At 69.5% G+C, this 24707-nt stretch carries 20 protein-coding genes and 5 pseudogenes; 11 read left to right on the top strand and 14 right to left on the bottom strand.

Features of this window, described 5'->3' with window-relative positions; all coding sequences use genetic code 11:
• Window positions 1–302: 302 nt before the first annotated feature.
• A pseudogene (locus OG594_RS44990) lies at window positions 303–1335 on the bottom strand (catalase-related domain-containing protein); the annotation flags it as partial.
• A 352-nt stretch (window positions 1336–1687) separates the two neighbouring features.
• Window positions 1688–2035, bottom strand: coding sequence for an SsgA family sporulation/cell division regulator (locus OG594_RS44985; RefSeq protein WP_266608405.1), 348 nt, complete (start codon window positions 2033–2035; stop codon window positions 1688–1690).
• Window positions 2036–2274: 239 nt separating this feature from the next.
• Between OG594_RS44985 and OG594_RS44980 the strand changes: the two genes are divergently transcribed.
• A complete protein-coding gene (locus tag OG594_RS44980; protein ID WP_266608404.1) occupies window positions 2275–2433 on the top strand; it encodes a hypothetical protein in 159 nt (52 codons plus the stop codon).
• A gap of 258 nt (window positions 2434–2691) precedes the next feature.
• Here the strand turns inward: OG594_RS44980 and OG594_RS44975 are convergent.
• The 3 genes and pseudogenes from OG594_RS44975 to OG594_RS44965 form a co-directional block, all read right to left on the bottom strand.
• Window positions 2692–2865 (bottom strand): annotated as a pseudogene (locus OG594_RS44975) (ribonuclease BN); the annotation flags it as partial.
• 517 nt (window positions 2866–3382) lie between these two features.
• Window positions 3383–4513, bottom strand: coding sequence for a PP2C family protein-serine/threonine phosphatase (locus OG594_RS44970; protein ID WP_266608402.1), 1131 nt, complete (start codon window positions 4511–4513; stop codon window positions 3383–3385).
• Window positions 4514–4745: 232 nt separating this feature from the next.
• Window positions 4746–6242, bottom strand: coding sequence for a thiamine pyrophosphate-dependent enzyme (locus OG594_RS44965; RefSeq protein WP_266608400.1), 1497 nt, complete (start codon window positions 6240–6242; stop codon window positions 4746–4748).
• A 71-nt stretch (window positions 6243–6313) separates the two neighbouring features.
• Here OG594_RS44965 and OG594_RS44960 point away from each other — a divergent pair.
• Window positions 6314–6447: pseudogene (locus OG594_RS44960) on the top strand (peroxiredoxin); the annotation flags it as partial.
• Between the two features lie 94 nt (window positions 6448–6541).
• Here OG594_RS44960 and OG594_RS44955 read toward each other — a convergent pair.
• The 3 genes from OG594_RS44955 to OG594_RS44945 all read right to left on the bottom strand — a co-directional run bounded on the left by OG594_RS44955 (window position 6542) and on the right by OG594_RS44945 (window position 8925).
• Window positions 6542–7435 carry an alpha/beta fold hydrolase gene (locus OG594_RS44955; protein ID WP_266608398.1) on the bottom strand — a complete coding sequence of 298 codons (894 nt, stop codon included), beginning with the start codon at window positions 7433–7435 and terminating at the stop codon, window positions 6542–6544.
• A 101-nt stretch (window positions 7436–7536) separates the two neighbouring features.
• Window positions 7537–8262: a recombinase family protein gene (locus OG594_RS44950; protein ID WP_266608396.1), complete on the bottom strand. Its 726-nt coding sequence runs from the start codon at window positions 8260–8262 to the stop codon at window positions 7537–7539.
• A 273-nt stretch (window positions 8263–8535) separates the two neighbouring features.
• A complete protein-coding gene (locus tag OG594_RS44945) occupies window positions 8536–8925 on the bottom strand; it encodes a MerR family transcriptional regulator (protein ID WP_266608394.1) in 390 nt (129 codons plus the stop codon).
• Window positions 8926–9004: 79 nt separating this feature from the next.
• Here OG594_RS44945 and OG594_RS44940 point away from each other — a divergent pair, with 79 nt between their 5' ends.
• On the top strand, window positions 9005–10192 hold the full coding sequence (locus OG594_RS44940; protein WP_266608393.1) for an MFS transporter: 1188 nt from the start codon (window positions 9005–9007) through the stop codon (window positions 10190–10192).
• Between the two features lie 34 nt (window positions 10193–10226).
• Window positions 10227–10421: pseudogene (locus tag OG594_RS47280) on the top strand (NADP-dependent oxidoreductase); the annotation flags it as partial.
• Between the two features lie 4 nt (window positions 10422–10425).
• On the opposite strand, the gene OG594_RS44935 reads toward OG594_RS47280, so the two are convergent.
• From OG594_RS44935 to OG594_RS44925, 3 genes are all read right to left on the bottom strand, one after another.
• Window positions 10426–11166 (bottom strand): hypothetical protein, encoded by a 741-nt coding sequence (locus OG594_RS44935; protein ID WP_266608392.1) that lies wholly within the window; start codon window positions 11164–11166, stop codon window positions 10426–10428.
• A gap of 48 nt (window positions 11167–11214) precedes the next feature.
• Entirely contained in the window at window positions 11215–12069 is an 855-nt protein-coding gene (locus OG594_RS44930; RefSeq protein WP_266608887.1) for a class I SAM-dependent methyltransferase, read from the bottom strand.
• Between the two features lie 511 nt (window positions 12070–12580).
• The gene (locus OG594_RS44925; RefSeq protein WP_266608391.1) at window positions 12581–12964 is read right to left on the bottom strand and encodes a hypothetical protein; all 384 of its coding nucleotides are present in this window, start codon (window positions 12962–12964) and stop codon (window positions 12581–12583) included.
• 392 nt (window positions 12965–13356) lie between these two features.
• Between OG594_RS44925 and OG594_RS44920 the strand changes: the two genes are divergently transcribed.
• From OG594_RS44920 to OG594_RS44900, 5 genes and pseudogenes are all read left to right on the top strand, one after another.
• Complete coding sequence (locus OG594_RS44920; protein ID WP_266608389.1) at window positions 13357–13485, top strand: hypothetical protein; 129 nt, start codon at window positions 13357–13359, stop codon at window positions 13483–13485.
• Between the two features lie 898 nt (window positions 13486–14383).
• Window positions 14384–15213, top strand: a pseudogene (locus OG594_RS44915) (IS5 family transposase).
• Window positions 15214–15480: 267 nt separating this feature from the next.
• Window positions 15481–15696, top strand: a complete 216-nt coding sequence (locus tag OG594_RS44910; protein ID WP_266608387.1) for a hypothetical protein — start codon at window positions 15481–15483, stop codon at window positions 15694–15696.
• A gap of 407 nt (window positions 15697–16103) precedes the next feature.
• Window positions 16104–16235 (top strand): hypothetical protein, encoded by a 132-nt coding sequence (locus OG594_RS44905; protein ID WP_266608385.1) that lies wholly within the window; start codon window positions 16104–16106, stop codon window positions 16233–16235.
• Window positions 16236–17345: 1110 nt separating this feature from the next.
• The gene (locus tag OG594_RS44900; RefSeq protein ID WP_323185493.1) at window positions 17346–17618 is read left to right on the top strand and encodes an isoamylase early set domain-containing protein; all 273 of its coding nucleotides are present in this window, start codon (window positions 17346–17348) and stop codon (window positions 17616–17618) included.
• Window positions 17619–17974: 356 nt separating this feature from the next.
• Here the strand turns inward: OG594_RS44900 and OG594_RS44895 are convergent, their stop codons facing one another.
• The 3 genes from OG594_RS44895 to OG594_RS44885 form a co-directional block, all read right to left on the bottom strand.
• Window positions 17975–18574, bottom strand: coding sequence for a hypothetical protein (locus OG594_RS44895; RefSeq protein WP_266608381.1), 600 nt, complete (start codon window positions 18572–18574; stop codon window positions 17975–17977).
• 899 nt (window positions 18575–19473) lie between these two features.
• Window positions 19474–20022, bottom strand: a complete 549-nt coding sequence (locus tag OG594_RS44890; protein ID WP_266608379.1) for a hypothetical protein — start codon at window positions 20020–20022, stop codon at window positions 19474–19476.
• Between the two features lie 482 nt (window positions 20023–20504).
• On the bottom strand, window positions 20505–21368 hold the full coding sequence (locus OG594_RS44885; RefSeq protein ID WP_266608378.1) for a LysR family transcriptional regulator: 864 nt from the start codon (window positions 21366–21368) through the stop codon (window positions 20505–20507).
• Between the two features lie 92 nt (window positions 21369–21460).
• Between OG594_RS44885 and OG594_RS44880 the strand changes: the two genes are divergently transcribed.
• Both OG594_RS44880 and OG594_RS44875 read left to right on the top strand, forming a co-directional pair.
• Window positions 21461–22198 (top strand): SDR family oxidoreductase, encoded by a 738-nt coding sequence (locus OG594_RS44880; protein WP_266608377.1) that lies wholly within the window; start codon window positions 21461–21463, stop codon window positions 22196–22198.
• A gap of 1314 nt (window positions 22199–23512) precedes the next feature.
• Entirely contained in the window at window positions 23513–24421 is a 909-nt protein-coding gene (locus OG594_RS44875) for a hypothetical protein (RefSeq protein WP_266608376.1), read from the top strand.
• Window positions 24422–24707: the final 286 nt, after the last annotated feature.

The raw sequence follows: 24707 nt of genomic DNA, 5'->3' as shown, positions 1-24707 counted from the left end.
CGTTCGTGATCACGTCTCGTGGAACGTGGAGATCTGGCGAACGGCCAGTGGGCCCGGTTTGAGCCCCGACAGTGGCCGGCCCGGCCGGCAGAGGCATGCCCGGACCTGGGCCTCGACGCCCCACCATCGCTTGAGTCCTAGGCGGTAGGGAGCGTGGCGCGGTCCTGTCGAGCCAAGTACCGGGGTGCTCTCGGCCAGCCTGAGGAAGGACGGGCCGTGCCCACCGCGGGTCGGCCCCTGCTCCACCTGTTGAGAGCAGGGGCCGAGGTCCCTTCGGCCGGATTCGTTTGACTGGGCCTCGTTCAGAGCGTGGTGGGGAACCTGTCCCAGGCCCGGTGCTCGGCCAACCCCCGGGTTAGTAGTCCCTCCAGGACCGCGGCGGCGGTGTCCTGGTAGGGAACGCCGGGCTCGTTCGTGCCAATGCCTGCCAGTTCGAAGAGCCGAGTGGCGTCGTTCCAGCCGCCGACGGCCTTGCCCTGGCGGTAGGCCTCGGTGAGTAGCATCAGGACGCGCGGGTCGGGCCTGCCGCAGGGTTGCTGCGTGCCGGCCTTGGCGTTGCGGCGGCCCCGTAGGCGTCGGCGCCGGCCTCCAGCGTCCCGGCGAACAGCAGGGCGTCGAACTCCACGGAGCGGGCGGTGGCGAAGGTGCGTTGGACGGTCACCTGGGTTGTCTTCGTCCCCAGGGTGCCGCCGGTCGGCGCGACCACGAGGGGGACCATGCCGGCGTCCAGTACGGCCTCTCGCACGGCCTGCACGGCGACCAGGTCCGAGGTCGTGTCGGCCACGATGCCGACGACACGCCCGTCCACCGGCCAGACGCCGCCGACCTGCGACAGGGCCGGACTCGGCTCGACGTCGGCGACCCGCTCCGTGGGGGCGGGGGCGGGGGCGGGAAAGCCGAGGCCGGCGGCGACCTCCGCGCACAGCTCAGCGTCGATGTTGGCGAGCACGCCCAGGACGCGTTCCTTGATGACCTGCTCGTAGCACTTGTTCAGTTCGAAGGTGTAGGCGGCGATGATGTGTTCGCGCTCCGCCGGCGTCATGCTGAGCCAGAACTGGCGGGGCTGGGAGAAGTGGTCGGCGAATGAGGCGGGCGCCGCACGGACCTTGCGCGCCCCTGGCAGCTCGCGGGGGACCTCGATGAGGGCGCCGGTGTCGGCGCCTGCGAGGAAGAGGCAGCCGCCGTCGAGGCTGTTGGGCCGATAGGGGGCCACCCGGTGTGGACGGCGCTCTGGTGCATGCCGTCGCGGAGCATGTCGTTGACGGGGGCGTGCGGCCGGTTGATCGGGATCGGCCCGAAGTTGGGGCCGCCAAGGCGTCTTCAAGCGGTGACCTGGCGGCGCTGCATCCGTACGAACCAACCGGCACTGGTGGGAAACTGGCCGGTCTCTCGCGCTCAGATCCCGCCGACGGGCACCGTTCGTGACTCGATGGCCGGCCCACATCCCTGACCGGCGCATCCGCGCTCCTACAGCCCGGTCTCTTGGGGGGATCTCCTGGTTCCTGCGGCTGGGGCAGCGTCGGAGGACAGTTGACGTGCAGCGACGTCGTACCGGTCCTCCCCGCGAGAGGCCAACTCGGTCGGGGAATCATGTCCCGGTCCCGGACCGTCATCCGTTCACCCGATCTTCCGCACCCACGCTCACGAGCAGGCACCCTGATTGCCTGATTGCCTGATTGCCTGCGTGTCAGCGGGCCAGGAACTCGTCGAGGAGCCTGTCCAGGTCGAGGAACTCCTCCCCCACACCCGTGACGGCGTACGTCTGCTCCAGAAAGCCTGCGAGAGCGCGGGCCGCCACGAAGAGGACGGCGTTCCCTTGACCCTCCGCGCCGGGGCCCCGCAATGCGACGCGGATCTCGTCAGCGCCGGCTGTCCCGCAGGGGCTGAAGGTGACGTCTCCCTCGCCCACCGGGCGATGCAGTCCCTCGGCAAGCATCTGCCGGTCGAAGTGCCAACAGGCCAGGACTACGGGGCCGTCAAGGAACCTGACCTGGACCACGTACGGGTCTTCGCCGTCATACAAGAAACGGGCCATGAGCGGCACACGGCCCCTCTCCGCCTCGAGGCTGACAACGGTCAGAGCAGACACACAGGACATCGACAGGCCTCCGGGGTGGGCTGCACGGTGACACTCGTCTGCCCCGCTTTCCCCTTGCCACACTGGTGCGATCGAGGGAACGGCCGGGAAGGCCGCACGGTTCGAAGGCCTTTGGTACCCAGAGTGGTCGCGGCTGGACGGTCATCACCGTCGACCACCCCGGAGACGCGAGCGGGGTGGAGTTCCCCGACAAGCGGCCGGACCGCGGACGGGCCCGGAAATCCGTACTGACCGGCCCACCCGACGCGACAACCTTCCGCACCATGATCGAAACCCGGATCGCCGACCTCCGCTTCGTCCTCGACGCCCTCGGCCTCGACCAGGTCGGCATGTAGACCATTCCGCAGGAGGCACGGCGGTCGCACAGACGCTCCACGAGGACCGGCGGATCGGCAGGGGCAGCGGAACCATGGACCCCATGTAGAAGTACGAGCCGCAGCTGGCAGCGGTGGTGCGGACCAGCTCGCCCGCCACATCACCCGGGCGCCCCCGCCGCCGATTCGCGGCGCGCTGACGGGCGGGCCCGGCCCGGAGCACCGCACCCGGTGGAACAGCTCCTCCGCTCTCTTGCCGGCCGCGCGATCCGGACGCGGTCACTGCTCCATGCGGCGGCGGTCCTGATCGTTCCACGCGCGGGTTTTGCGGGGCCGGGCGTAGGGTTCCTCGTCCTTGGGCAGCCCTCCGGCGATCGCCCGCTGGCGGGCCAGCTCTGCGTCGAACTCAAGCCCGAGGAGGATCGCAAGATTGGTGATCCACAGCCAGACGAGGCGGCTCGATCGGCGCCGCCGCCAAACTCCTCGACGCCGGGCTGACCGCATAGCACTCCAACGCAGGGGCTGTCCGGCGGCGGCGTCGTCCACACCTCCGCCGGCATCCCTCGACGTGGAGCATTGCCCCGCCAATCCGAGCGACGCAGGTCAACGCCTGACCAACCGGGCTCACCGGAGAGCAGGGCCAGGGTTCACCGTCTCCTCCTGCCTTGCCGATGACGCCTTCAGAATGCGCCCGTCGTCGGTGGTGCCGACGGGGGCGGTGTAGCCGAACCGGACCCGTGAGCGCTGGGGCGCGGCGGCGCAGGACTGGCAGGTACATCCCGATCGTGGTGGTGACGGCCTCGTCGCCATCGCGGGTGGTAAGGACAGAGGCGACCATGGCGATGACGTCGGCCGGCAGCTCACCGTCCGCCGGCGCTCCGCCTGCCCCTCTCGACTGCGAGAGACCGAACGGCCGGACCTACCGCCTTCTGTGCTGCAGAGGCGGGGCGCGCGAGGCCGATACACGGCGTCAGCCGGGTGTGGGGTGCCATTCGGCGAGCATGAGCGTGGCATCGTCGCGAAGCCTGTTCCTCTGGTGCGCGAGGAGGTTCTGGATCAGGCGGCGCAGGGCCTCGGGTGAGGTATCGCCCTCGGTCGTGGCACGGATGACGGCGTCGGCGAGGCGCTTCTCGCCGAAGAGGTCGCCTACCGGCGAGCGGGCTTCGGTGACGCCGTCGCTGTAGATGAGGATGCGATCGCCCGGCTGGAGGCGTTCGTGGTTCGGGGTGGGCGGCCGCTCGGTGTGGAAGCCCAGCCCGAGCGGGAGTTGCGGGGTTCGCTCCAAGATCTGGGGCAGGACGCGGCCCTCGCGCACCAGGAGAGGCGGCGGGTGGCCGCAGTTGATCCACGTGAGCCGGCCGGTACCGGTGTCGAGAGTGGCGATGACCCCTGTCATGAGGCGGCCAGGGATCCACTGCTCCAGGGTCCGGTCGATGGCGGTGGCGATGTCGGACAGCGTGCCACCGGCGCGGCGGGTTGCACGGCAGGTGGCCAGTCCGATGGCGCTGGCACCGCCGGAGGCCAGGTCGTGCCCCATCGCGTCCAGCAGGGTCAGGTGCAGGGTACCGTCGTCCAGGCTGTGGTCGAAGGCGTCGCCGCCGACCTCGTAGGCGGGCTCCAGCACCGCGGACGAGGTGACGCTGGTGGTGCCGATCGTCCGCGGTGGCAGAAACGCCCACAACAGTTCGGATTGCACGCTCATCGACTGTGTGCGCTCGCGGGTGATCAAGAGCTCGCTGTGGAGCGACTTGGCGACCACCAGCAGAGCCGACAGGTCCGCCAGTGCCGCGCACGCCTGCAGCACGGCGGTGTCCAGGCGGGACGCGGTGACGCGCAGGACCCCGATCCGCTCGACCCCCTCGATCATCGGGATGTAGGCAGCCGTACCGTCGCGTGCCTGCTGGATCTGCTGGGTGCGGTAGGCCAACCCGGCCAGCGACGTGTCGATGTCCAGTGCCTCGTCCTCGGCGGCGATGTCGGGCTGGGGCAGCGCGACGAGCCGGACCTGCTGCAGATCGGCCACGTAGATGCGTGCACCGGCGACGCCCAGACGCCGTGCGGCCTCATCGATGAGGGACGGCATCTGGTGCGCCGTGGCCAAGTGAGCGCGATCCAGAAGCTGTACCAGTCCGCCCTCCGGCGCGTCCTCCAGCACATCGCTCCGATCCTCGTCGGCAGCACCGGCCGCCCGGTCGGCCGGCCGCCCGGTCGGCCGGCCGGCCCTGTCACCTTCATCCTGCCCGAGCCCCCGCTCCTCGCCCTGTCTGACACGGCCTACCGGACGGGCGCGGGACACCAGCGCCCCAAACCCGGCGCGGTGGTGCTGCGGTCCGCTAACGGCCCGGAAGGATCTCCTTGGCCTTGGCGACGGCGAAGCCCCAGCCCTGGGCCAGGGTGGGCTTGGCGGGGAGGGCGATCTCTTCGGGGTTGGTGAGGACGTCCAGGAGGACCGGTCCAGGCGTGGCCAGGGCACGGCGTACGGTCTCGTCGAGGTCTGCGGGGTCGGTGAGGCGGATGCCGGTCATGCCCAGGGCGGTGGCGACGGCCGCGAAGTCGGGGTTGTCGAGTTCGGTGCCGAATTCGGGCAGCCCCGCCTGCTCCTGTTCCAGTTTGACCATGCCGAGGCGGCGGTTGTCGAAGACCACGAGCTTCACGGGGAGCCGGTGGGTCCTGATGGTCATGAGGTCGCCGAGCAGCATGCTCAGGCCGCCGTCCCCGCAGAAGGCGATGACCTGGCGGTCGGGCGCCCAGAGCTGGGCGCCGAGAGCTTGCGGCATGGCGTTGGCCATCGAGCCGAGGTTGTAGGAGCCGAGCAGGCGCCGGTCTGCGTGCATGGTGACGAAGCGGGAGAGCCACACGGTGGCCATGCCGGTGTCGGAGGTGAAGACGGCGTCGTCGGCGGCGTGGGCGTCCAGGGCGGCGGCCAGCGCCTCGGGGCGGATGTCGTGGCCGCGGTTGTCCAGGACGGCCCGCAGCCTCCCGGCCGGCCGGTGCTCCCGAGCCGGGTCGGCCAGCCGCTGCTGTCCCTCCTGCCAGTCGGCGAACCGTTCGACGGCGTCGTCCAGATGCGTACGGTCCCGGTCCGTCTTGAGGAGCGGGAGGAGTGCTTGCAGCGTGGCGCCTACGTCACCGGCCAGACCCACGTCCACGGGCGTGCGGCGTCCCAGGTGCTCCTCGCGGGTGTCCACCTGGACGACCTTCGCGTCCTCCGGGTACCAGTCGCGGTACGGGAAGTCCGTGCCCAGCATCAGCAGGGCGTCGGCGCTGTCGAAGGCGTGGGCGGCCGCGGGGTTGCCGATGAGGCCCGTCTGCCCGACCTGGAAGGGGTTGTCGCCCTCGAAGCCCTCCTTCGCCTTCAGCGTCAGGACCATGGGAGCGGCCGGTGCTTCGGCGGCCCGCAGGACATCGGCACGGGCGCCGCGTGCCCCCTGGCCGACCAGCAGGGTCACCCGGGAGGCGGCGTTGAGCAGGTCGGCGGCGCGGGCGAGGGACGGGTCGTCGGGGCGGGTGACGGCACGGTCGAGGGCGAAGCGTACGGGCCGGTCTTCAGTGAGCTCCTGGTCGCCGATGTCGCCGGGAACGGTCAGGACGGCGACCCCGCCGCGGGTGACGGCGGCCCGTACGGCGGTTTCGAGCGCGCGCGGCATCTGGTCCGGGGAGGTGACGGTGGCCCGGTGAACGGCCACGTCACGGAAGAGCAGGTCGTTGTCGACCTCTTGGAAGTAGTCGCTGCCGATCTCGGCGAGGGGAACCTGGCCGCAGATGGCGAGGACGGGTGCGCGGCTCCGTAGCCGGTGTCTCGGTCCGCCGCTGCAGGCAGGAACGGCCACACTGGCGATGGAACCGTGAACCATCTGGCTTCCCCCGCCGGGGCCGGTCCGTGGGGGCAGCGGTGCGGCGAATCAGCCCCCAAGACGTCGACAGCCACGAGCGGTTCGCCCGGGCCAGGCACCTGCGGACGCCGCTCCTGTCCGACCTCAACCGGGCCGGGCACGGTCCTCCGGTATCACCGCGCCCCTGATCGGCCTGAGGCGTGGGGCCCCTCCAGGGGCCTCCCCGGAGCCGAGGGACCGTCGTACAGGCGGACGGTTGGGCCACATGCCCAGGGCAGAAGGGGTGGGCGGGCCACTCAGCCGATGCCGGGATGCTCGACTTCGTGCAGGAATTCCGGAACCCGGCGATTGAATATCTCCAGCGGGATCCCGTGCCCCGCACCTGCGACCACCTCAGTTCGCACGTCCGGGATGAGCCGCCGCACGCGGGCCTCGGCCTTCTGGGAGTCCATGACGCGGTCGGCGCCGCCGAGCAGCACGAGGGTGGGTATCTCGATCGAACGCAGCTCCTCATCGCTCATGCGCTGCGGCTGCGGCAGCCGGATGCGGAATCCGTTGATCGCCTCCAGCGACACCCGCATCCCTGCTTCGGCTTCCTCGACGTTCGCACCTGTGTCACCGACGAGGCGGGTGAACCAACGGCGCTGAAAGCTGTCGGAGCCACTGAGAGCCGCGACAACGGCACTCAGCAGGAAACCCGGTTTCAGCGGGGCGAGGGCCCGGGGTGGATCGTAGACGGACAGCGACACGATCCTGCCTGGGGCGCGCAGGGCATGCTGTAGTGCCACGCAGCCGCCGTACGAATGCCCGACCAGGTGCACACGCTCCAGGCCCAGCCCGATGAGGGTCTCCTCCAGCCAAGCAGCCGTGTCGTCCGCGCTGCCGATCGGAAGGCGCTGCACGGTGTATCCAGGCTCGCCCATCCGGTCGACCGCCAGGACGCGCCTGCCAGCTCGGGCCAACGCCTCGACGTAGGGGGCCCATTCGGCGGGTGTAGCGCTCTGTCCGTGCAGCAACAGGACCGGGGTTCCTTCACCCGCGCCATAACTGTGGACCCGTGTGCTCCCGAATCGCGTGGGTACGTCTTGCTCCCCGCGCGGTTCGGGCCAATACGCCATCGCCCGGTCGTAGGCGGACAGGATGCGGGCCCGTGCCGCGTCATCGGTGAAGTTGCTGATCTGTTCCGTCATGGTGGCCTTCCTCGTCCAGCGCCCAGCGAGCACCGGAGTGATCTTCGCAGGAGGCCGTGTTCTCGTATAGCTGCCGACACCCGTCATGTAGCGCTGAGTAACTACTTGGGGCTGCGGTCTCGCTGCTGAAGGGCTGCGAATTCGGCATGCGCGGTTTCAACAGCCTCCGGGTACGCCTGGGTCTTCTCGTGCTCGGCGAGCGCGCGATAGATGCTGGAGAGGCTGGGGCTGTGTCCCGGCGGCCGGCCACCGTGGTTTCCCTTACGCGCCGCGGCGTCCAACCCTTCGAGGGTGGACCCCCGAATGTTCTCCCGCGCCGTCTCCGCCGTCGCCGCGAAGAGCCCGAACAGCAGGCGTCCCGGCCCGCTGGGGTCGTACATCCCCCGTAGGGGGCCGGCGAGCATCTCCAGGACCAGGCCGTGGGCGGTGAGGTGATCGGCGAGCGCGGTCAGTTCTGCGGCGTCGCGTCCCGGACGCTTCGTCTCGTTCACCGTGCAGATCACCCGGCAGTGCGGGGCGTGCGCCTTGATCTCTCTCGCGGCAGCGAGCGCGGCCTCAAACTCCAGGCGGACCCGCACCCGGGTGCGGATCTTCTCGGCGAAGATCTTGTCCCGTGGGATGCCGTGCCCGGCGAGCGCGTCGAGCGCATCGAGCTGCGACTGGAGTTCCTGGGTGAGGCTGGAACACCTCGCGTAGCCGATGCGGATGTCCGCGCTCGGGGTGCCCGGGTCGACGGGCGCCGGTGTCGGGGTGCCGGGCCGCCAGGGCTGGCCGGGGCCGCGGTCGGCGGGTGTCGGTACGCGCAGGAGTTTCGCGAGCCGGGGCACCTTGGTGAAGCGCCCCGTGTGAGAGGTGCCAGCGACCGCGCCGGAGTGCGAGCGGCAGAAGAACCTGGCGCTGCGTGACAGCGTGGGCAGGGGTGGCGCTCGACGTCGTCCGCTTCGGACACGAGTGCGGTTTGAGGGCTCGTCATCACAAACAATTCCCAGAACACGCCTGGTTCCACTTTTGAGTGAGAACGAGTTGTGACAGCGAATCGGCGCTGCGGACCGCCCCCGTCGACCGTTTGAGCCCGCCATCGTTTGTGAGAGCCGATTCGTTTACACGTCGAGTGAAGCCAGTGCCCTGCGAGTGACGTCGGCTGGGGCCGCAGCGATGACGTTGTTGAGCGCGTCCATGGAAGCCTGAAGGTCGCTGATGGCCTGAGCGATGCGGTCGCGCTCCTGGTGGAGGTCGGCAAGCAGGTCCGAGCAGGTGGGGACGAGACGGTCGCCGGTATCCCGCAGGCACGGCAGGACCGCGGTGATCGTAGAAGTGCCCAGGCCGGCGGCTAGCAGGCTGCGGATGCGGCGGACAACGGCAACGTCCTCCTCGACGTATTCCCGGTAGCCGCTGGGGCGACGCTGCGGATGGAGCAGACCCTGTTCCTCGTAGTAGCGCAACAAGTACACGGCCACGTCGGTCCGCCGGGACAACTCACCTATACGCACATGGACCTCCTGATCGTCGCGCGGACACGGCCCGTTCGACTTGACTCTCATACCGATGTGAGACTTTAGCGTCTGCGGCATGAAGGTGAACAAGGGTTTCGCGACGCTCGCCGCATTGTGCGCAAGCGTCTTCGTCGTGGGTACCTCGGAGTACCTGATCGCCGGGTTGCTGCCCCAGGTCGGCAAGGATCTGGACGTCTCCGTGGGAACCGCCGGACAAGCAGTGACCGCATACGCGCTCGGAGTCGTGGTCGGAGGGCCGCTCATGGCCCTGCTGACCTCGCGTCTGCCGCGCAAGGGCCTCGCCATCGGGCTGATGCTGCTGTTCGCGGCGGGCAGCGCGATCAGCGCCGTGGCGCCGTCGTTCGGCCTGCTCCTCGTGGGCCGCGTGGTGTCCTCGCTGAGTCACGCCGCCTTCCTGGCCTTGGCGCTGGTGACGGCGACTCGGGTGGTCCCGGCTGAGAAGACGGGCTCGGCCATCGCCACCGTGGCCTCCGGCTTCACCGTGGCCACGCTCCTCGGAGTGCCCCTGGGGGCACTGCTCGGGCAGGGCGCCGGATGGCGGGCTCCATTCGCCGCGCTGACCGTTCTGTCCCTGGTGGGCACCGTGCTCCTGGCCGCCGTACTGCCCCGGCAGGAAGCACCGTCCACGCGACTGCGTGACGAGATACGCGTGGTGACGCGTCGGCCGGTCATGCTCGCCATCGCCACCACCGCGGTGGGCTTCTCCGGGGTCGCCACAGTGTTCACCTACATCGCCCCGCTGCTGACCCGGGTCTCCGGCTTCTCCGCCGCGACGGTGTCCGGTCTGCTGCTCGCCTACGGCGCGGGTGGTTTCCTTGGCAACCTCACCGCCGGAAAGCTGACCGACAAGTCGATGAGCGCCACCGTACGCGGGGTCTTCGGCGGGTTGGCGGGGACGCTCCTGCTCGTCCCGTTCGCCGTGGTGTGGCAGCCCACCGCCGTGGCAGCAGTCCTGGTACTCGGTCTGTTCGCCACCGCGACCATCGCCCCGCTGCAGGGACTGATCCTGCACCACGCGGGCGCCGCACCGAGCCTCGCGGTCTCCGTCAACGTGGGCGCCTTCAACCTCGGTGCAGCAGCCGGCTCGGTCATCGGCGGCGCGATCGTCGCCGCCGGTGCTCTGCGGTGGACCGGCCTGGCGGGCGCGGTACTGAGCCTGATCGGGCTGGCCCTGACCTACCTCGTCCTGCCCCGGACACGGACGGCGGCGAAGGACCCCGCACACGAAGCTTCGGTCGCCTGATTCCCTGTCCACTCGCCTCGCATAGGAGGTCGCCATGTACGCGATCCACATCGCTCGTCACGGCGGGCCCGAAGTCCTGTCCGTCCGGAAGATTCCCCAGCCCACTCCAGGAGTCGGCGAAGTACTGATCCGTACCGTCGCCAGCAGCCTGAACCCGGTGGACTGGAAAACCCGCGCAGGGGAAGTCGGGCTCCAACTCCCCGCCACCTTGGGGTGGGATCTGGCCGGAGTCGTCACCGCCTCCAACCACTCCCGCTACCGCCCTGGGGACCAGGTAATAGCGATGTCCGCACAGATCGCCACCAGCCGCGGTACCTGGGCCGAGCAGGTCTCCCTGCCCGCCCGGCTGCTGGCGGCCGCACCCCACCACACTTGCACTGGAGGATGCTGCGGCACTGCCGCTGGCCGGGGTGACGGCGCTGGAAGCCCTGAGCCGGGCAGCAGTCACTGACGGGGACAACGTTCTGATCACCGGCGCGGCCGGTGCCGTGGACGGCCCCGGCGGCCTTATCCAGTTCGGGACAGCGGGCCAGGACATCCTTCAGACCGGCGCGGTCGTCCTCGCTCAGCGCGATGGGGTGTCGGGTGAGCCAGCCGGTCACCTGCCACACCGGCGGCGGGGTGCAGGACCCCTTGTTCTGCCGGAGCCCTGCCGTGGACACCTCCGAGATCCGCTCCAGCCAGGCACGGCAGGTCATGCCGTGGCCGGTCGAATCGAAGGCGTTCCCGGTGGAGGCCAGCCACACCGTGTGAAGGACCCGTTCCGAGAGCTCGGACGCCAGCAGGCGGCGGGCGTCCTCCCCCAGCTCGACGGCCTCCTCGCCCTCTGACCGGTCGGCCAGCTCCTCCGCGAACCCGAGCGCAGCGGCCGGGCCGGTGGCGGAGCCGGGACGGCTGAGGCGTTCGGTCAGGGCGGTCAGACCGAAGTCCTCGCCGTAGCCGAGTTCGTAGTACGCAGGACGTTCCGGGGTCATGGAGCCACCCCGTGGTGTCTCGGACCCGGCTCCGGGAAGGCGTGAGCCTCAACGCGCGGTGACTGAATACGCGGCGAGCGCGCGGTTGCCGCGCGGCTTGGCGATGGCCCGGAGAACGTCGGCCTGGCTCAGGACGAGCTGTCGCACCGGCTCGGGCAGCGCGGCCAGACGCCCATCGCTTCCCACCAGGTCGAGGCAAGCTGCGATTTCCCAGTCGCCGTCCTGCAGTTCTTCGGTATCGACCGGCTTGCTGCCGTCGGCCGTCCAGCCGGCCTCGGGCAGGAGCCGCAGCAGGCACTCACGGGAGAAAGGTGTGCGGACGTTGCCCTGGCCATGCGATCCCGCGGCTTCGGTCTGCCCCTGGATCAGCACGGCGAGCAGGTGTGCCAGCTGGTCGTCGGAGGTAGGCGTCAGGTCCCACTCGGTGAACCACAGTCGCCGCGCCCACGGGCGTACCCGGGCCAGTGTGTCTCGCAGTTGTCCGAGCGATGTGAAGTACCAGGAGCAATGTGCGAGCACCACATGGTCGAAGGTGCTTTCGGGGAAGTCGACTGACGGGTCGAGGACGTCGGTGCCGAAGCGGAAGTCGATGCGTGGCCCGAGTGGGCCCGCCGCGAGTCGGGCTGCCGATTCTCCGAGCGTGACCGGCGCCCCGTAAGAGGGTGCGGCCACGTCAACGGCCACCACGCGCCCTTCTGGCCCGACCGCCTCTGCAAGGACGGCGGTCATGTCGCCCTGGCCGCAGCCCAGCTCGAGGACGGTTGAGCCGGGTGCGATGTGCCAGCTCGCCACGAGCGCGGCGCGGTGGCGAGTCTGGGACAGCTGGGTGTCCGGGCTGTGATCGGCGGCGGCCATGCCGGCCGCGAGCGAGCGGGCCTTGGCGAGGAGATCGGAGTGATTCACAAAGTCCTTGGTGATTTCGACGGATCGGTGCGGCCCGATGGTATGAGACGCACGGGCAGCGGCGCCTCCAACTTTCTGGACATCCTGTGATGCCGCAGCCTGCGCAGATAAGAAGCACGCGGCCGGAGACACCAAGCCCGCCCCCGGCGGCCCTCGCGTCAGGCGCTGCTCACCGAGGCCTACCGGCATGGCAAGGCCCTCGCCAGCTGGGGCGGCGCCGAACCCTCTTCGGAGCTGCTGGCCGACCTGTTCGCCCTGACCGTGCGGATCGACTCCCACCCTCACTGGTGTACCGCCGCGCAGCAGTACGGCCGCCTCCGCGGCGGCTCTCGCCTGCGCCAGGTGCCAGGCGGCAACCGCCTCCACCGCCTCCACAAGCGCGATCAACAACGTGAGCACCACTGCGTCGCCGTGCCCCGGCCGGCGCACGGCGCATGCTCCAACGCCCTTGTGTAGGCCCGCCGTATCCGGCGCGGGCGCGGCCCTTCTGCGAGCGGGCGCGGTTCCGGTGTTAGGTGCACTCGCGGCGGACCACGGTAAGCATGGCTTCTACTTCGCTGTCCGACTGCCCAGCTCTACGCAGTACTCCGCCATACCAGGCGGGGCCGAGAGTCCGGTAGTCCGTGCAGTTGAGCTGCTTGTCGCTTGGGGTCGACTGGTCCCACGTTCTCTGGGCCTCGAGTCTGTGGAGGAAGTCCGAGCCGTAGGAACCAGTGGTGGGCTCGGCAGTGGGCGGGCTGTAGTGGCTGGAAGCGGGGGCCGGGGTGGGGGCGGCTTCGGCGGCGGGGTCCATGGTGTTGGCGCCCGCGACGGCGAGGGCAGCAAGGACGCCCAGCCCGATGATCGTGGCACCAGCGGTTATGTGGTCCGTACGGCTCATTCCGCGGATGCTCATCGGGCTCCTTCAAGTACGTGCTGGTGCGGATGGCGTCGACTCGATTGCGGCGAACGACACCGCTCTTACCGGCACCCGCCCCGGAACCGCAGAGCATCGACTGACGACAGCTTCGGCGTCTTCCGCGCTGGCGTGGACGGCACCGGGCACGGCGATAGGAAGAGCGAGTCTGTCAGAAGGGAGGCAGGCCTCACAGACGTTCGGTCGATCGCGGCAACTGGGTCCCGAGCGACTGGCCGCAGGCTGCTCCGTGCAGTTGCCGGCGGGAGCTGCTGATCAGATCGGCCAGCCTGGTGCGGTCGCCCGGTGCACCTGCGAGTTCGGCAGAGGACCGCCCTGGACACCGCGCCCCGGCTGCATCGAGCGCACCAAAATCCGGATCAGCAACCACGGTGGCCGTCCACGGTGAGCAGGTCGCCTTCTACGGCGGCTACGGCGAGAACAGGACCGTCTCGTATGGAAAGCTCACCGAGACCTCCGTCGAGCCGACGGAGGCGGGTCTACTCACACTGCCCGACTGAGCCCCACCGGGCCGCCAGAGAGTCGTCGGCCGGAGAAGCAGGATCCATGAGTCGACGCCGGCCTGCTGCAGGCCGACGAGTTGGCGGGCCATCTGCGGCCAGTCCGCGCCGTGCGTCAGCACAGCCAGAACGTCGTCAGCGCGCCTACTTCTTCCACGGCATCGTCACCGCCGCCTCGCTCCGCCTCTGGCTCAAGGGCTGATTTCGGCGGTAAAGCCAAAGGGCCCGCCCCTCAGCGATGGGGCGGGCGTCGGGGCGGGCGTCGGGGCGGGCCTCAGTTCAGGCGTCCGCCGATGCCGCCGTCGGGGGCGATCTCGGCGATGGCGGCGAGGTCGGTGCGGTGAGGGTCAGATCGGCGGCGGTGTTCTGGGTGACGCGGTCGGGGTTGCGTGAGCCGGGGATGGGGACGGCGTACTCCTCTGCGCCAGCAGCCAGGCGAGGGCGAGCTGGGAGAGGGCGACTCCGTTGGAGTCGGCGAGTTCGGTCAGCTTGCCGACGATGGCGAGGTTGGCGTCGAAGCTCTCCGGCTTCCACCAGGCCGGGCGCTGGCGGAAGTCGTCGGCGCTGCAGTGGGAACGCGTCAGGTGTCAGGACCTGGGCCCGCCCCCGGCAGACCCGGAGGGGGAACGAATGGAGCCCCCCGGGGCGGTGTGCGTCCCCACCCTCCGACGACCAGGCGCGCCACCGGACATCGGCACGGCACGCACCCGCGCAGGCTTCCTGCCGCGAGCCGTGCCCAACCCGCGGGTGCGGCGTTGATCTTGACATGAAACTTCGATTGCTTGCCGTTCTGGCCGCTGTCGGCACCACCCTGGCGCCGACAGCCACCGCTACCGCTGCACCCTTCCCCTAGGGTCTGTCGTCAAAGTGATCTTGCATTGTGGATCATGGTTGGGTGATACGTCGCCATGAACTGTCGGACGCCGAGTGGGAACTGGTGCAGCCGTTGCTGCCTCGGCCTGTGCTGGGGCGGCCGCGGCTGGACGACCGGACGATCCTGAACGGGATCGTGTGGAAGTTCCGGACCGGGGTCGCCTGGCGGGACGTGCCTGACCGGTACGGGTCGTGGGCCAGCCTCCACACCCGTTTCCGCAGGTGGGCAGCTGACGGAACCTTCGATCGGATGCTCCAGGCCGCGCAGGCGCAAGCAGACGCGGCAGGCGACATCGAGTGGCTGGTCTCGGTGGACTCCACCGTTGTCCGTGCCCACCAGCACGCGGCCGGGGCCCGAAAAGGGGGCTCCGCAGCCCGGCCCTCGGCCGGTCCCGCGGCGGACTGACCAGCAAGATCCACCTGGCCTGCGACGGCACGGGCAGACCCCTCGCGTTCGTCCTGACCGGTGGGAACACGAACGACTGCACCCAGTTCACCGCCGTGATGGACGCGATACGAGTGCCCCGGACCGGGCCGGGCCGACCGCGCATCCGGCCCGACCACGTCATCGGCGACAAGGGCTACAGCTCGAAGGCCATCCGTACTTGGCTGCGGCGCCGCGGCATCACGCACACGATCCCGGAACGGTCCGATCAGGTCCGCAACCGTGCGCGGCGCGGCAGCCGGGGCGGCCGGCCGCCGGCCTTCGACAAGCAGGTCTACAAGCACCGCAACGTGGTGGAACGGTGCTTCAACCGACTCAAGCAATGGCGCGGCATCGCGACCAGATACGACAAGACCGCCCAGGCCTACCAAGCAGCCGTCACCCTCGCCTCGCTCCTGATGTGGGCGTGACACTTTGACGACAACTCCTAGAAGGGCTCCATCAAGATCGAGTCCCACGGACTCCGCAAGAGCTATCCCCGCAACTGTGTCGCGGCGGAGAAGAGTGACCTCGATGGGGACCGGTACAACGCCGTCCCCCGGGTCTGCAAGGCGGGAGCCAATCGCCAGCAGTGGCGATGGAACAAGGAAACCGGGCAGCTTTCACCCGCGTCGCACCCCCGCCGGTGCATCGGCACCCACACGGCGCCCAACGGTCTCGAGTTCCTGGAGCTGGTCATGTGCGGCACCGGTCCCGCCGGCAGCCAGCACTGGGAGCGCGGCATGGGCAACTCCAACGGTGACCTGATCTACGGCCCGGAGAGGACGGACGAGGGCGGGACCACCGTCCGCAGCCGGCTGACGTGCAGCTGGAAGAACGGTGACGACGCGATCTGCGGCATGACGACGTCCGACGACGCCATCCAGGACCGATTCCGCGTCTCCACCTGGTAGCACCCACCCCACACACCGGATCAGTTCACCGATCCCGGGCCTCGCGCACCGCAAGGCCCGGGACGGACTTGGCGGAGGCCACCACGGCCTCCGCCAAGGGGTAGGCCGCGGCACCCCCACCGACCCACAGCCCGCGCGCCCTTCGTCGCACCAGCAACAGGGGCGGCCCGCGTGCCAACGAACCGCCCCCTCGACGAACACGGCCCGCATCGATGGCCTCCTCCACACCTGCCGCCCTGCCGCGCGCGAACTGCACGCAGCGCAGGCCGCCGCCCATGCACCACTCCAGCACCGCGTGACCTCGCCCCCGCACTCGGGGCGCCACAGGACCGGTTCCAAGCCTCCGCAGTCGTGCCCGGTACACACGCACTCCTTACCGGTCCTCGGGTACGGGCCAGGAAGGCCGTGTGCCCGACCAGAGGTCCGTCCGCCTCGAACACCCGCAGATCGACCGGACCCGCCGCGCGGCCGTCTTCGGCGCCGCTACCGCCGACGGCCTGCTTCGATGGATCCGGGCCTGCGATGCCCGACATCGCTGAACGGTGACGGCGTGGGACGGTGGATACTGTGGTGTTGCAGGTGAAGTTCATTGACGGTCGGGGGACTTGAGCACAATGGCAGCACAGGGTCAGACGGGGGAAGCTCCTCCTCCACCACCTCCATATCCTCCGTCGCACTCGCCATCGACGCCTGGCTCAGTACCTCCTCGATGGGCCTGGCGGGTCGGGGGATCGCGATTCCGCTGCTGGGTAGCGTGGTCAGTGTGATCGTGAGCGGCGGCCGTGATGCCCCGGCCCCCACGCCCATATCCGCCCCCGGTTCGCAGACGACCGTCGCCACACCGCCCCGTACGGACACGGCGCCTCCCGCTCCGAGCCCGACGGTGCCTACCGGCGCAGCTGTGACTCCCAGGCCGAGCGGGGTCACCACGCCATCGGCCGACACCGACCTCACGCCCCCGGACGGATACGGCCCGGCGCGCATGGCGACATGGGGTCTGGCGCCTGCCCCGTGCACGCAGGAACTTCCGGCGCAGGACACCAGTCGAGCATCGGCTCGAAGGGAGGAGTCAGGACCACTCGGGGTTGGCCTCCTTCACCGCCGCTCTCCGGGCCTAGCCCCTACAGCCTCCCCCAGCCCAGCGCGGATGGCGCGTGGCCAGAAGGCCCCGCAGCACCAGGCTCCCGGGTGGGCCGGCCTCTGCTGCCGGGGCACGGCTGGCCCGCCTCCGTCGCCAGGGCCGCTTGCCGGCGACCTGCACGACCCCTGAGCGACGCAGTGCGCCATGGCGAGAAGCGGCTATCACCAGCGAGGAGACGACACCACCGATCGCCTCGACTCGCGGGGAGCGAAAGATCTCCGCCGCGCGGCATCGTGCATCTGGCCCTGCGGGGAAGGGCTGCCCATGCGCTCCGTGTGGCGCAGGGCCCGGCCGGTGTGGCTACCGGCGGCCGGGCCCTGCTTGCGTGGGGCAACCTGTCGTCCGGTCTTCCCATCTGGACTGTCACACGCGGGGGTGCCTTGGGTCGTGCCGGGTGTGGCGGGTGGGTGACCCGGCGACCGGTACGGCGACGTCAGCGGGCCCGACCCATGCCGACGTCGAGCATGGCCCGTTACCCCGCCCCACTCTCATCAGGAGCCTTACCGTGATGGAACGCGCCCTGCGCAGGAACTCCGCCAAGGTCACCTTCGTCCTGCCCGCCGACATCCCTGCGGTCGAGGTCAGCGTGGTCGGGGACTTCAACGACTGGCGCCCCGGCGTTCGTGCCGTCGCCCCGCGCAAGGACGGCAACCGGGCCGTCACCGTGGAACTCCCCAGGGGCAGCACCCACTCCTTCCGCTACCTCGCCGCCGGCGACCACCGGTTCAACGACGACACCGCCGACGACCAGGAGGGCCCCAACAGCCGCATCCACACCTGACCGGCGCGCGGCCCTGGGCGTCCCCGGCACAGGAGCCGTACTGCGGCGTTCCAGGGTCCTCGCATGCCGCAGACCGGGCCAGGGCTGCGCCTCTCCCGCCGATCTGCGAATCGGCGTGCCGTTGCGCGACCCTGGAGACGCGGCCCGCATCCGCTACTGCGCCTCCTGCGGGGTCCGACTGCCGAGGAGCGCGTCGGCCCGGCACCGGTAACTGCGACGACGCCTACCGGCCCAGGCATACCGGGACGGACGCAGAGCAGACCGCAGTTTCGCGCTCGGGATGATGCTGGCCGAGGCGGAGCGGAACGGCGACCGCCGCATGATCAGCATCCTGACCTGCCCGGAGTGCGGCCGGATCACGTTCGCCGGCAGCGGCCGCCGCCAGGACGGGCGAAGCTCAGCGCGGACCGCCGCCGCAGGCGCCTTTGACCGGTCGGCGCGGCCCGCACGCTCCACGAGCGGGCGGCCCCGATCCCCGTTGCCGGCAGCAACCGACTGGGGAACGAACCGGCCAGGCGAAACAGGAGATCACTCAGGCCGGCACTTCCTCTCCTGACTCGCCGACCGAGGCCGCACCCCTCGAACACTGCCGGCAGGCGGACGTCGACGCCTGGAACACGGAGAAGCCGGCCACCCGGCGCCCGGCCCAGACGTTCCTGCGCTGGTGCGTGAAGACGAGCCGGATGCCCCGCCTCAACCTGCCACCCCAACTCATCAACCAGGACCAAGCGCCGCTGCACCAGCACCGCCGACTCGCCATTCTCCGGCGGACCCTCAACGACGACTCCCTGCCCCTGCGGGCCCGGGCCGCGGCCGCGCTCGTCCTTCTCTATGCGCAACCCGTCACCCGCATCGTCCGCCTCACTGTCGATGACATCCTCGATGATGGAACCACCGTCACCGTCCGGCTGGGAGATCCGCCGTCCCTTGCTGCCGGAGCCCGTCGCCGAACTCATGCGGGCATACATCCAGTCCTACCGGCACCTGCCCTACGCCAGCAGCAGAAGCTCACAGTGGCTCTTCCCCGGCCGTCAGCCCGGACAGCCCATGAACCCGGTCAGCTCCAAGTCCACCTGCGGAAGATCGACGTCCCGCCAACGCGGCAGGACCTCCGCAATCCGCCAACTCGTACTCCAAGCCCCGGCACCCGTCATCGCTAAGGCCCTCGGCTACCACGACAAGACCGCTGCACGGCTGGTCGCCGAAGCCGGAGGAACCTGGAGCCGATATGCCCCGGCGACCACACACGGTGACACCAGATCCACTGAGAAGGGCACGAGGAGCACTCCCGCCGACTCGGCTACACATCATCCCTGCCCGACGCCCCTGTCGAGCAGGCCCAGGGCTGAGTACAGGGCGACGGAAAGGGTCATCCATACGACAAATGCCCCGCCAGCGCAGAGCACTGCGCGTGGAATGTTTCCGTCCGCCGCCCAAGACAGCACACCAGCGATGACTGCGACTAGCAGAGACAGGACAGTTGCCAGGGCGACGAGCAAGAGGCGCGTCAAAGGTCCGGAACTCAACGGCCGACATCCTTCTGTGAGGGTGGCCGTTCCGAGACATGCCGCCTCAGCCCGACCACCGAAGCACGATGGTTGGCTGAGACGGTGTAACCCCTGGGAAGGGCGGGCCATTACAGGTCCGCGCAGCCGCGAGGTCACGCCCTCAATCAGTTCTCGGATGATAAGTGACTTCAGGAGAGCACGCCAGAGTGTGGTCATGGAGCAAGAGCCATCGGCCGTCGCTCAGGGTGACCCCAGGGGTGACCCCGGCAGGAATTCGCGACGCCTCAACATGCGAGCCCACCAGTCCCGCGGCCGGAGTCTTCCCGCCCACCCGTCCCAAGGCCGGATCAGAACGGGGTGGTGACCCATTGTCGAGTTGCGGGGTTCCATGCCGCGTCGGCGATCTGGCCGTCCTTGATGCTGACGGCGTGCCAGCTGTCCGAGATCCACCGGACGGTGGTGGGGACGTCGCCGAGCTCCTGTACCTCGGTGAAGTCGATGGCGGGAAGCAGTGTCAGTGCCTCCACGGGGGTGTAAGTGGAGAGCTGGATCCGCGTTCCGCCCTCGGCGGTGACAGTCAGAGCGGAACGGCTCTCGTCGGCCGCGTCCTCCTCGGTAGGGTCACCAGGTTCTTCCCCTGCATCGAGAAACATCGAGGAACGGTTGAGGATGGCGGGCCGTGGTACGCGTCGCAGGATCCGTAAGGCGACCGTTTCGATCCGCCCGCCCAGGCCGCTGCCGAGGGAGGCCGCCACCGCGGTGATGAACGGCGCGAGCGTGACCGCGACGAGCACGTCGGGCAACGCCATGGACGGCAACCCTCCGCCAGCGGTCGCCCGGCGGTACGCGATGTCGAACTCCCGCTTGTCCAGGTACGCCGTGACCTGATCTTGCATCCCGCACATTCCGCCCCCTGCTGGTCTATCCGCCCGACTCATGGGTTGACGGTCCTGTAACGGACCCGGAGGCGACGGCGTTCCACTCGTTGCTCAAGCGACAGCCGCAGGCGCAGGCGCAGGCGCAGCGCCGTGGTTCAGCCACCCGGTTGAGAGACAATCGGAATCACTTCTACCGCCAGCCATTGCTCTACTGTTCCCCGAGGCCGATCCAGGCCAGAGCCCGTCGGCCGTTGGTCCTCATGGGTCTCACCTGCGGTTCGGAGCGTGAGGCCGGGGAGCGCGTTCCTCGGGAGCCGGCATAGGTAGGCGCTGGTTTCACCTTTCAATCCAAGGCCTGCCGGGCCCGATCGACCGAGAAACGGAACGCTCGCTACCGCTATTGGCTGTTCCGTTGGTCCTACCAGTCTCACGACCGGGTCCCACCGGCCCTGGTGGCGTCTGAGCTGTTCCGGGTGGTGGCCGATGGGGGCAGGACCTGGTCATAGACGTGCAGCCGTGCGGACCAGGCCGGCCAGGGCGAGGGAGCGGCTGTGCGCGGGCCAGGCGATGTGGGTCACGACGGGAGGTGCGTCGGTCAAGGGGACGGCCGTGTGCTCGGCCCACAGCCAGGAGCGGGCGGAGTCGGGGACGACCGCCACGGTGCGTCCGAGGGCGATCAACTGAGCCAGCTGCGTCTGGTTGTGGATCTCGGGGCCCGGGCCGGGTGCGTAGGTGCCGTGGGTGGGCCAGCGGGCGAGCGGCAGATCGGGAACATCCCTGACATCCGCCAGGGACAAGGTCTCTCGGGCGGCGAGCGGGTGCCCGGCAGGCAGAACGGCGACCTGTCCCTCGGTCATCAGTGCCTCGCTGTCGAACCCGGCGAGGGAGTTCCACGGCGCGTGCATGAGCGCGACATCAGCACGTCCGTCGCGCAGCAACTCCTCCTGCTCGCACATACCGCACAGCAGCACCTCGATCTCGGCGCTGCCGGGCTCGGCCGCGTAGGCGTCGAGAAGCTTCCGCAGCAGTTCGTGCGACGCGGCGGCCTTCACCGCAAGGGCCAGCCGACCGCGGGAGCCGCCAGGGCCGTCGGCACCGCCGGCGCGCCGGGTGCGGCGAGCAGCGGCAGCGGTCGCGTCGAGGGCCGCCCGGCCCTCATGCAACAGCACCTCTCCGGCACCGGTCAGGCGGACACCACGGCGGTTGCGCTGCAGCAGGCAGACCCCGAGGCGCCGTTCGAGCTGCTGGATCGCCCGCGACAGCGGCGGCTGCGCCATGCCGAGGCGCTCGGCGGCGCGCCCGAAGTGCAGTTCCTCGGCGACCGCCACGAAGTACCTCAACTCGCGGGTCTCCAGGGTATCCACGGCCGCAGCATACGCGGTGATACCTGGCAGGTATGACAGAACACCGTATCGGTGTTGGCCGCGCCACTCGTCCGCGAGCCAACATCATCAGCATGAACGAAACGATGATCGCGCTGGTGACCGGCGCGAACAAGGGCATCGGGTACGAGATCGCAGCCGGGCTGGGCAGCCTCGGGTACCGCGTGGGCGTGGGAGCCCGCGACGCCACCCGACGCGAAACCGCCGTCGGGAAGCTGCGCGCCGGCGGCGTGGACGCGTTCGGGGTACCGCTGGACGTGACCGACGACCAGAGCGTCACTGATGCTGCGGAACTGATCGAACGGCTGGCCGGGCGCCTGGACGCCCTGGTCAACAATGCCGGCATCTCAGGCGAGATGGACCCTGGGTGGGTGCAGGACCCGACCGCGCTCGACCTGGAGGTGCTCCGCACGGTCGTGGATACCAACGTCATGGGTGTCGTCCGGGTCACCAACGCGATGCTGCCACTGCTGCGGCGCTCGGCCTCGCCACGCATCGTCAACGTCTCCAGTAGCGTCGGCTCCCTGGCCCGGCAATCGGACCCGGACATCGAGATCGGCCCGATCATGGCGGCCTACGCGCCGTCGAAGTCGTTCCTCAACGCCCTCACCGTGCAGTACGCCCGGCAGTTCGCCGGTACGGACATCCTGATCAACGCCGCCTGCCCGGGCCTGGTCGCGACCGACTTCACAGGCTTCCAAGGGCCCCGCACTCCTGAACAGGGCGCGACCACGGCGATCCGGCTCGCCACCCTGCCCGACGGCGGCCCGACCGGCTTGTTCTTTGAGGACGACGGCGTCGTCCCCTGGTGATCACGAACCCGCCAACGCACACATCTCGGCGACCAGTGATCAGCTCCCCGCGAACCCACCCACCATCCGCTACCGGAAGCTGACCCCCACCTGGAACATCAACCTCGATGACCAGGACGAAAGGACTCGCCGACTGCCCCGCTTGGCAGCTCTCTACTTGGAGTAAGCGAAAGATCGCAGTCACAAAACCAGGTCAAACAGCAGGGAGCAAGACTCCCGAACTCACTGTCCGTCACTCCACCAGGCCATGAACACGTCTCGGCTGACGAATGCGCGACGCCTCAACATGCGCGCCTACCAGTCCCGGGGCCGGGCCAACAGGCCGCCGCCAGGGGAAACCACGGCGGCCGGCCGAAGGTGATCGACGGCGACATGCTCGCCTTCGCCCTCGTGCTGAAGGCCAAGGGCCTGCCCGTTCCGGAGATCGCCGGGAAGCTGGTCATCAAGGACGGCAGGAACGCCGGGAAGAACCCGTCTGTCCCTCGGTCTACCGTGCGCTCGCCAAAGCCGCGGAAGCCGCCCGGACAGCCGGATCCGATCGGGGAGCGCTGCGAGCGCACGAGCAGCTGGTTGTCGCCCACCGCACCGGGTGGTCGGCCGGGGTCCCGGCCTGACCCAGTTGGCCCAGTCCCGGTACGTCAGAAGTTGTGACGGCAACACCGGTTCTCCCGTTCGGCTCTTCCCGCACCCCCAGTTCCGCCATGGTGGCCCCGCACTCGGGTAGCTACGGCAGCGAGGCAGGTAGCTCTGCGCAGCGGCTGTGACGGGGTGCGGGGGCGGGCAGGGGGAGGCTGGGCTCCTACGGCTGCGACCGCCCAGAGGTCCGGGCGGCCCGGAACCGGCCCCAGAAGGTGCCTTCCCTCCCCCGGCCCGCCCTGGCGGATCAGCCCGACAGGGCCATCTTGAGCGCGGGGGTCCCGAGGAAGAACGGCTAGGAATAGTGCTTCTGGTCCCAGGAGAGGATCACGGCCGCTCCGTCCTTGAGCCGCTCTTTGCCCGACCTCGGCCCGCCGCCTGCCCCTCGTCGAACGCCTCACGCACCGAACTCACCACGAACCCCACTCCCATCCGTATCTGGACGGCCCGGCCACCGGGCCGCGCTCGAAACATGCAGAAAGATCCTGATTGATGTAAATAGCTCCGCTTCCAGGACGAGTTGAGGGCACGTCATACAAGTCGCCTACGCGTACGCGAGGCCCGGATTCACCCCTGTGGAGGACAGAAAGCGGAGCCGACATCCCGGGACCTGCCGGGCTCGCGCGTCTGTGAATTTCGCTGCCCACGCCTGTATCCGGCTTGTACCGTTGCCCGATGATGGAACGATGGGCCCCCCTTTCCGAACGGGAGGGCAATGCCCCGAAAGTCCTCCGGGAACAGGTCTCAGACGCGCTCGAAGGACCGCTGCGGGAATGGCTCGAACGCGCGCTGGACGGGCTGGGCTCGAACGTCACGAGGGTCGCGGTCCGGCTCGACTTCAGGCTCTACCGCGCCGTCGACGACAACGACGAAGACAACGAGGTCTTTCAGCTCGCCTACGGCCCGAGCCGAGAGAAGCTGTGGGATGTCGTGGACGCGGTCTTGGACCTGCTGCCGAGCGGAGGGTCGGAACGAACACCGCTCACTCCGGGCATGAACAGGCTGACGGCCGCTCTGACCGTGGCGGGTTCGCTGCCGGATGTCCGTTTCCGCGTCCCGCTGCGGAAGCTGCTCGATGACGCACGCGCCGCGTACGTGATCCGCAGCGACGGCCGTGCTCTGGTGCGCAGGCTCGATCCCGCCGTCGGGGCCGCGGTCGAGGAAGCGCTGAAGTCAGCAGACCAACCGGAGCGCGGTTCTGCCAGCCGGCACCTCCGTCAGGCGATGGATCTCGCCTACGCGCTTCATCCGGATCCGGTGAAGGCGTACAGCGAGGCGATCAAGGCCGTGGAATGCGCCCTGCACGACACCCTCCAGCCGAACAACCGCAAGGCGACCCTGGGCACGATGAAGGGCGAGCTCCCACAGCTCCAGAACAAACTCCGCAGCGCAATCACCGGGCCGAACGGCAGCGAAGGCTTTGAGACGGCCCTCAAGATGATGACGCTGCTGTGGGAGGGCCAGACCAGCCGGCACGGGGCCCGCGACCAGACGCGCGACGAAACGCCCGAAGCTGCCAGGATGGCCGTACACCTCGCAGCAACCCTCGTCCAATGGTTCGCCTCGGGAGCCATCAACAAGGCCTGACGGCCGTTCGCCCGCCAGTTCAGTGGCCAGGCGTCCGCGAGGTCCTGCAGTGCCGCTGGAGTCGCACGGCCACCCTCCAGGTGCACGGTGAACGTCTCCAGCCGATCCGGTTCCTCGGGCCAGTCCGGATCGGCCGCGGCCCTCCTCTCGGGCTGCTTGCCACGGGGCAGCCGCTCATTTCGGCGATGGCGTCAGCGATCAGGACGGGAAGGTGGCTCATCGCGCGTTCGAGGAGTTGTTCCATCGGGACCGCGTGCTGGCGGATGAGCTTGACCCAGGCCACGGG

Source organism: Streptomyces sp. NBC_01214 (assembly GCF_026340975.1).
Taxonomy (GTDB): domain Bacteria; phylum Actinomycetota; class Actinomycetes; order Streptomycetales; family Streptomycetaceae; genus Streptomyces.
The sequence above is the reverse complement of the archived record's forward strand: the minus strand, read 5'-3'. Positions and strand labels throughout refer to the sequence as shown.

Coding starts and splice junctions, on each gene's coding strand:
- OG594_RS44900 (WP_323185493.1), top strand. CDS start 17,346: ATGGAACGCGCCCTGCGCAGGAACTCCGCCAAGGTCACCTTCGTCCTG.
- OG594_RS44895 (WP_266608381.1), bottom strand. CDS start 18,574: ATGAGTTCGGCGACGGGCTCCGGCAGCAAGGGACGGCGGATCTCCCAG.
- OG594_RS44875 (WP_266608376.1), top strand. CDS start 23,513: ATGGAACGATGGGCCCCCCTTTCCGAACGGGAGGGCAATGCCCCGAAA.
- OG594_RS44955 (WP_266608398.1), bottom strand. CDS start 7,435: ATGACGGAACAGATCAGCAACTTCACCGATGACGCGGCACGGGCCCGC.
- OG594_RS44985 (WP_266608405.1), bottom strand. CDS start 2,035: ATGGCCCGTTTCTTGTATGACGGCGAAGACCCGTACGTGGTCCAGGTC.
- OG594_RS44880 (WP_266608377.1), top strand. CDS start 21,461: ATGAACGAAACGATGATCGCGCTGGTGACCGGCGCGAACAAGGGCATC.
- OG594_RS44890 (WP_266608379.1), bottom strand. CDS start 20,022: ATGCAAGATCAGGTCACGGCGTACCTGGACAAGCGGGAGTTCGACATC.
- OG594_RS44935 (WP_266608392.1), bottom strand. CDS start 11,166: ATGACCCCGGAACGTCCTGCGTACTACGAACTCGGCTACGGCGAGGAC.
- OG594_RS44940 (WP_266608393.1), top strand. CDS start 9,005: ATGAAGGTGAACAAGGGTTTCGCGACGCTCGCCGCATTGTGCGCAAGC.
- OG594_RS44925 (WP_266608391.1), bottom strand. CDS start 12,964: ATGAGCATCCGCGGAATGAGCCGTACGGACCACATAACCGCTGGTGCC.
- OG594_RS44910 (WP_266608387.1), top strand. CDS start 15,481: ATGTGCGGCACCGGTCCCGCCGGCAGCCAGCACTGGGAGCGCGGCATG.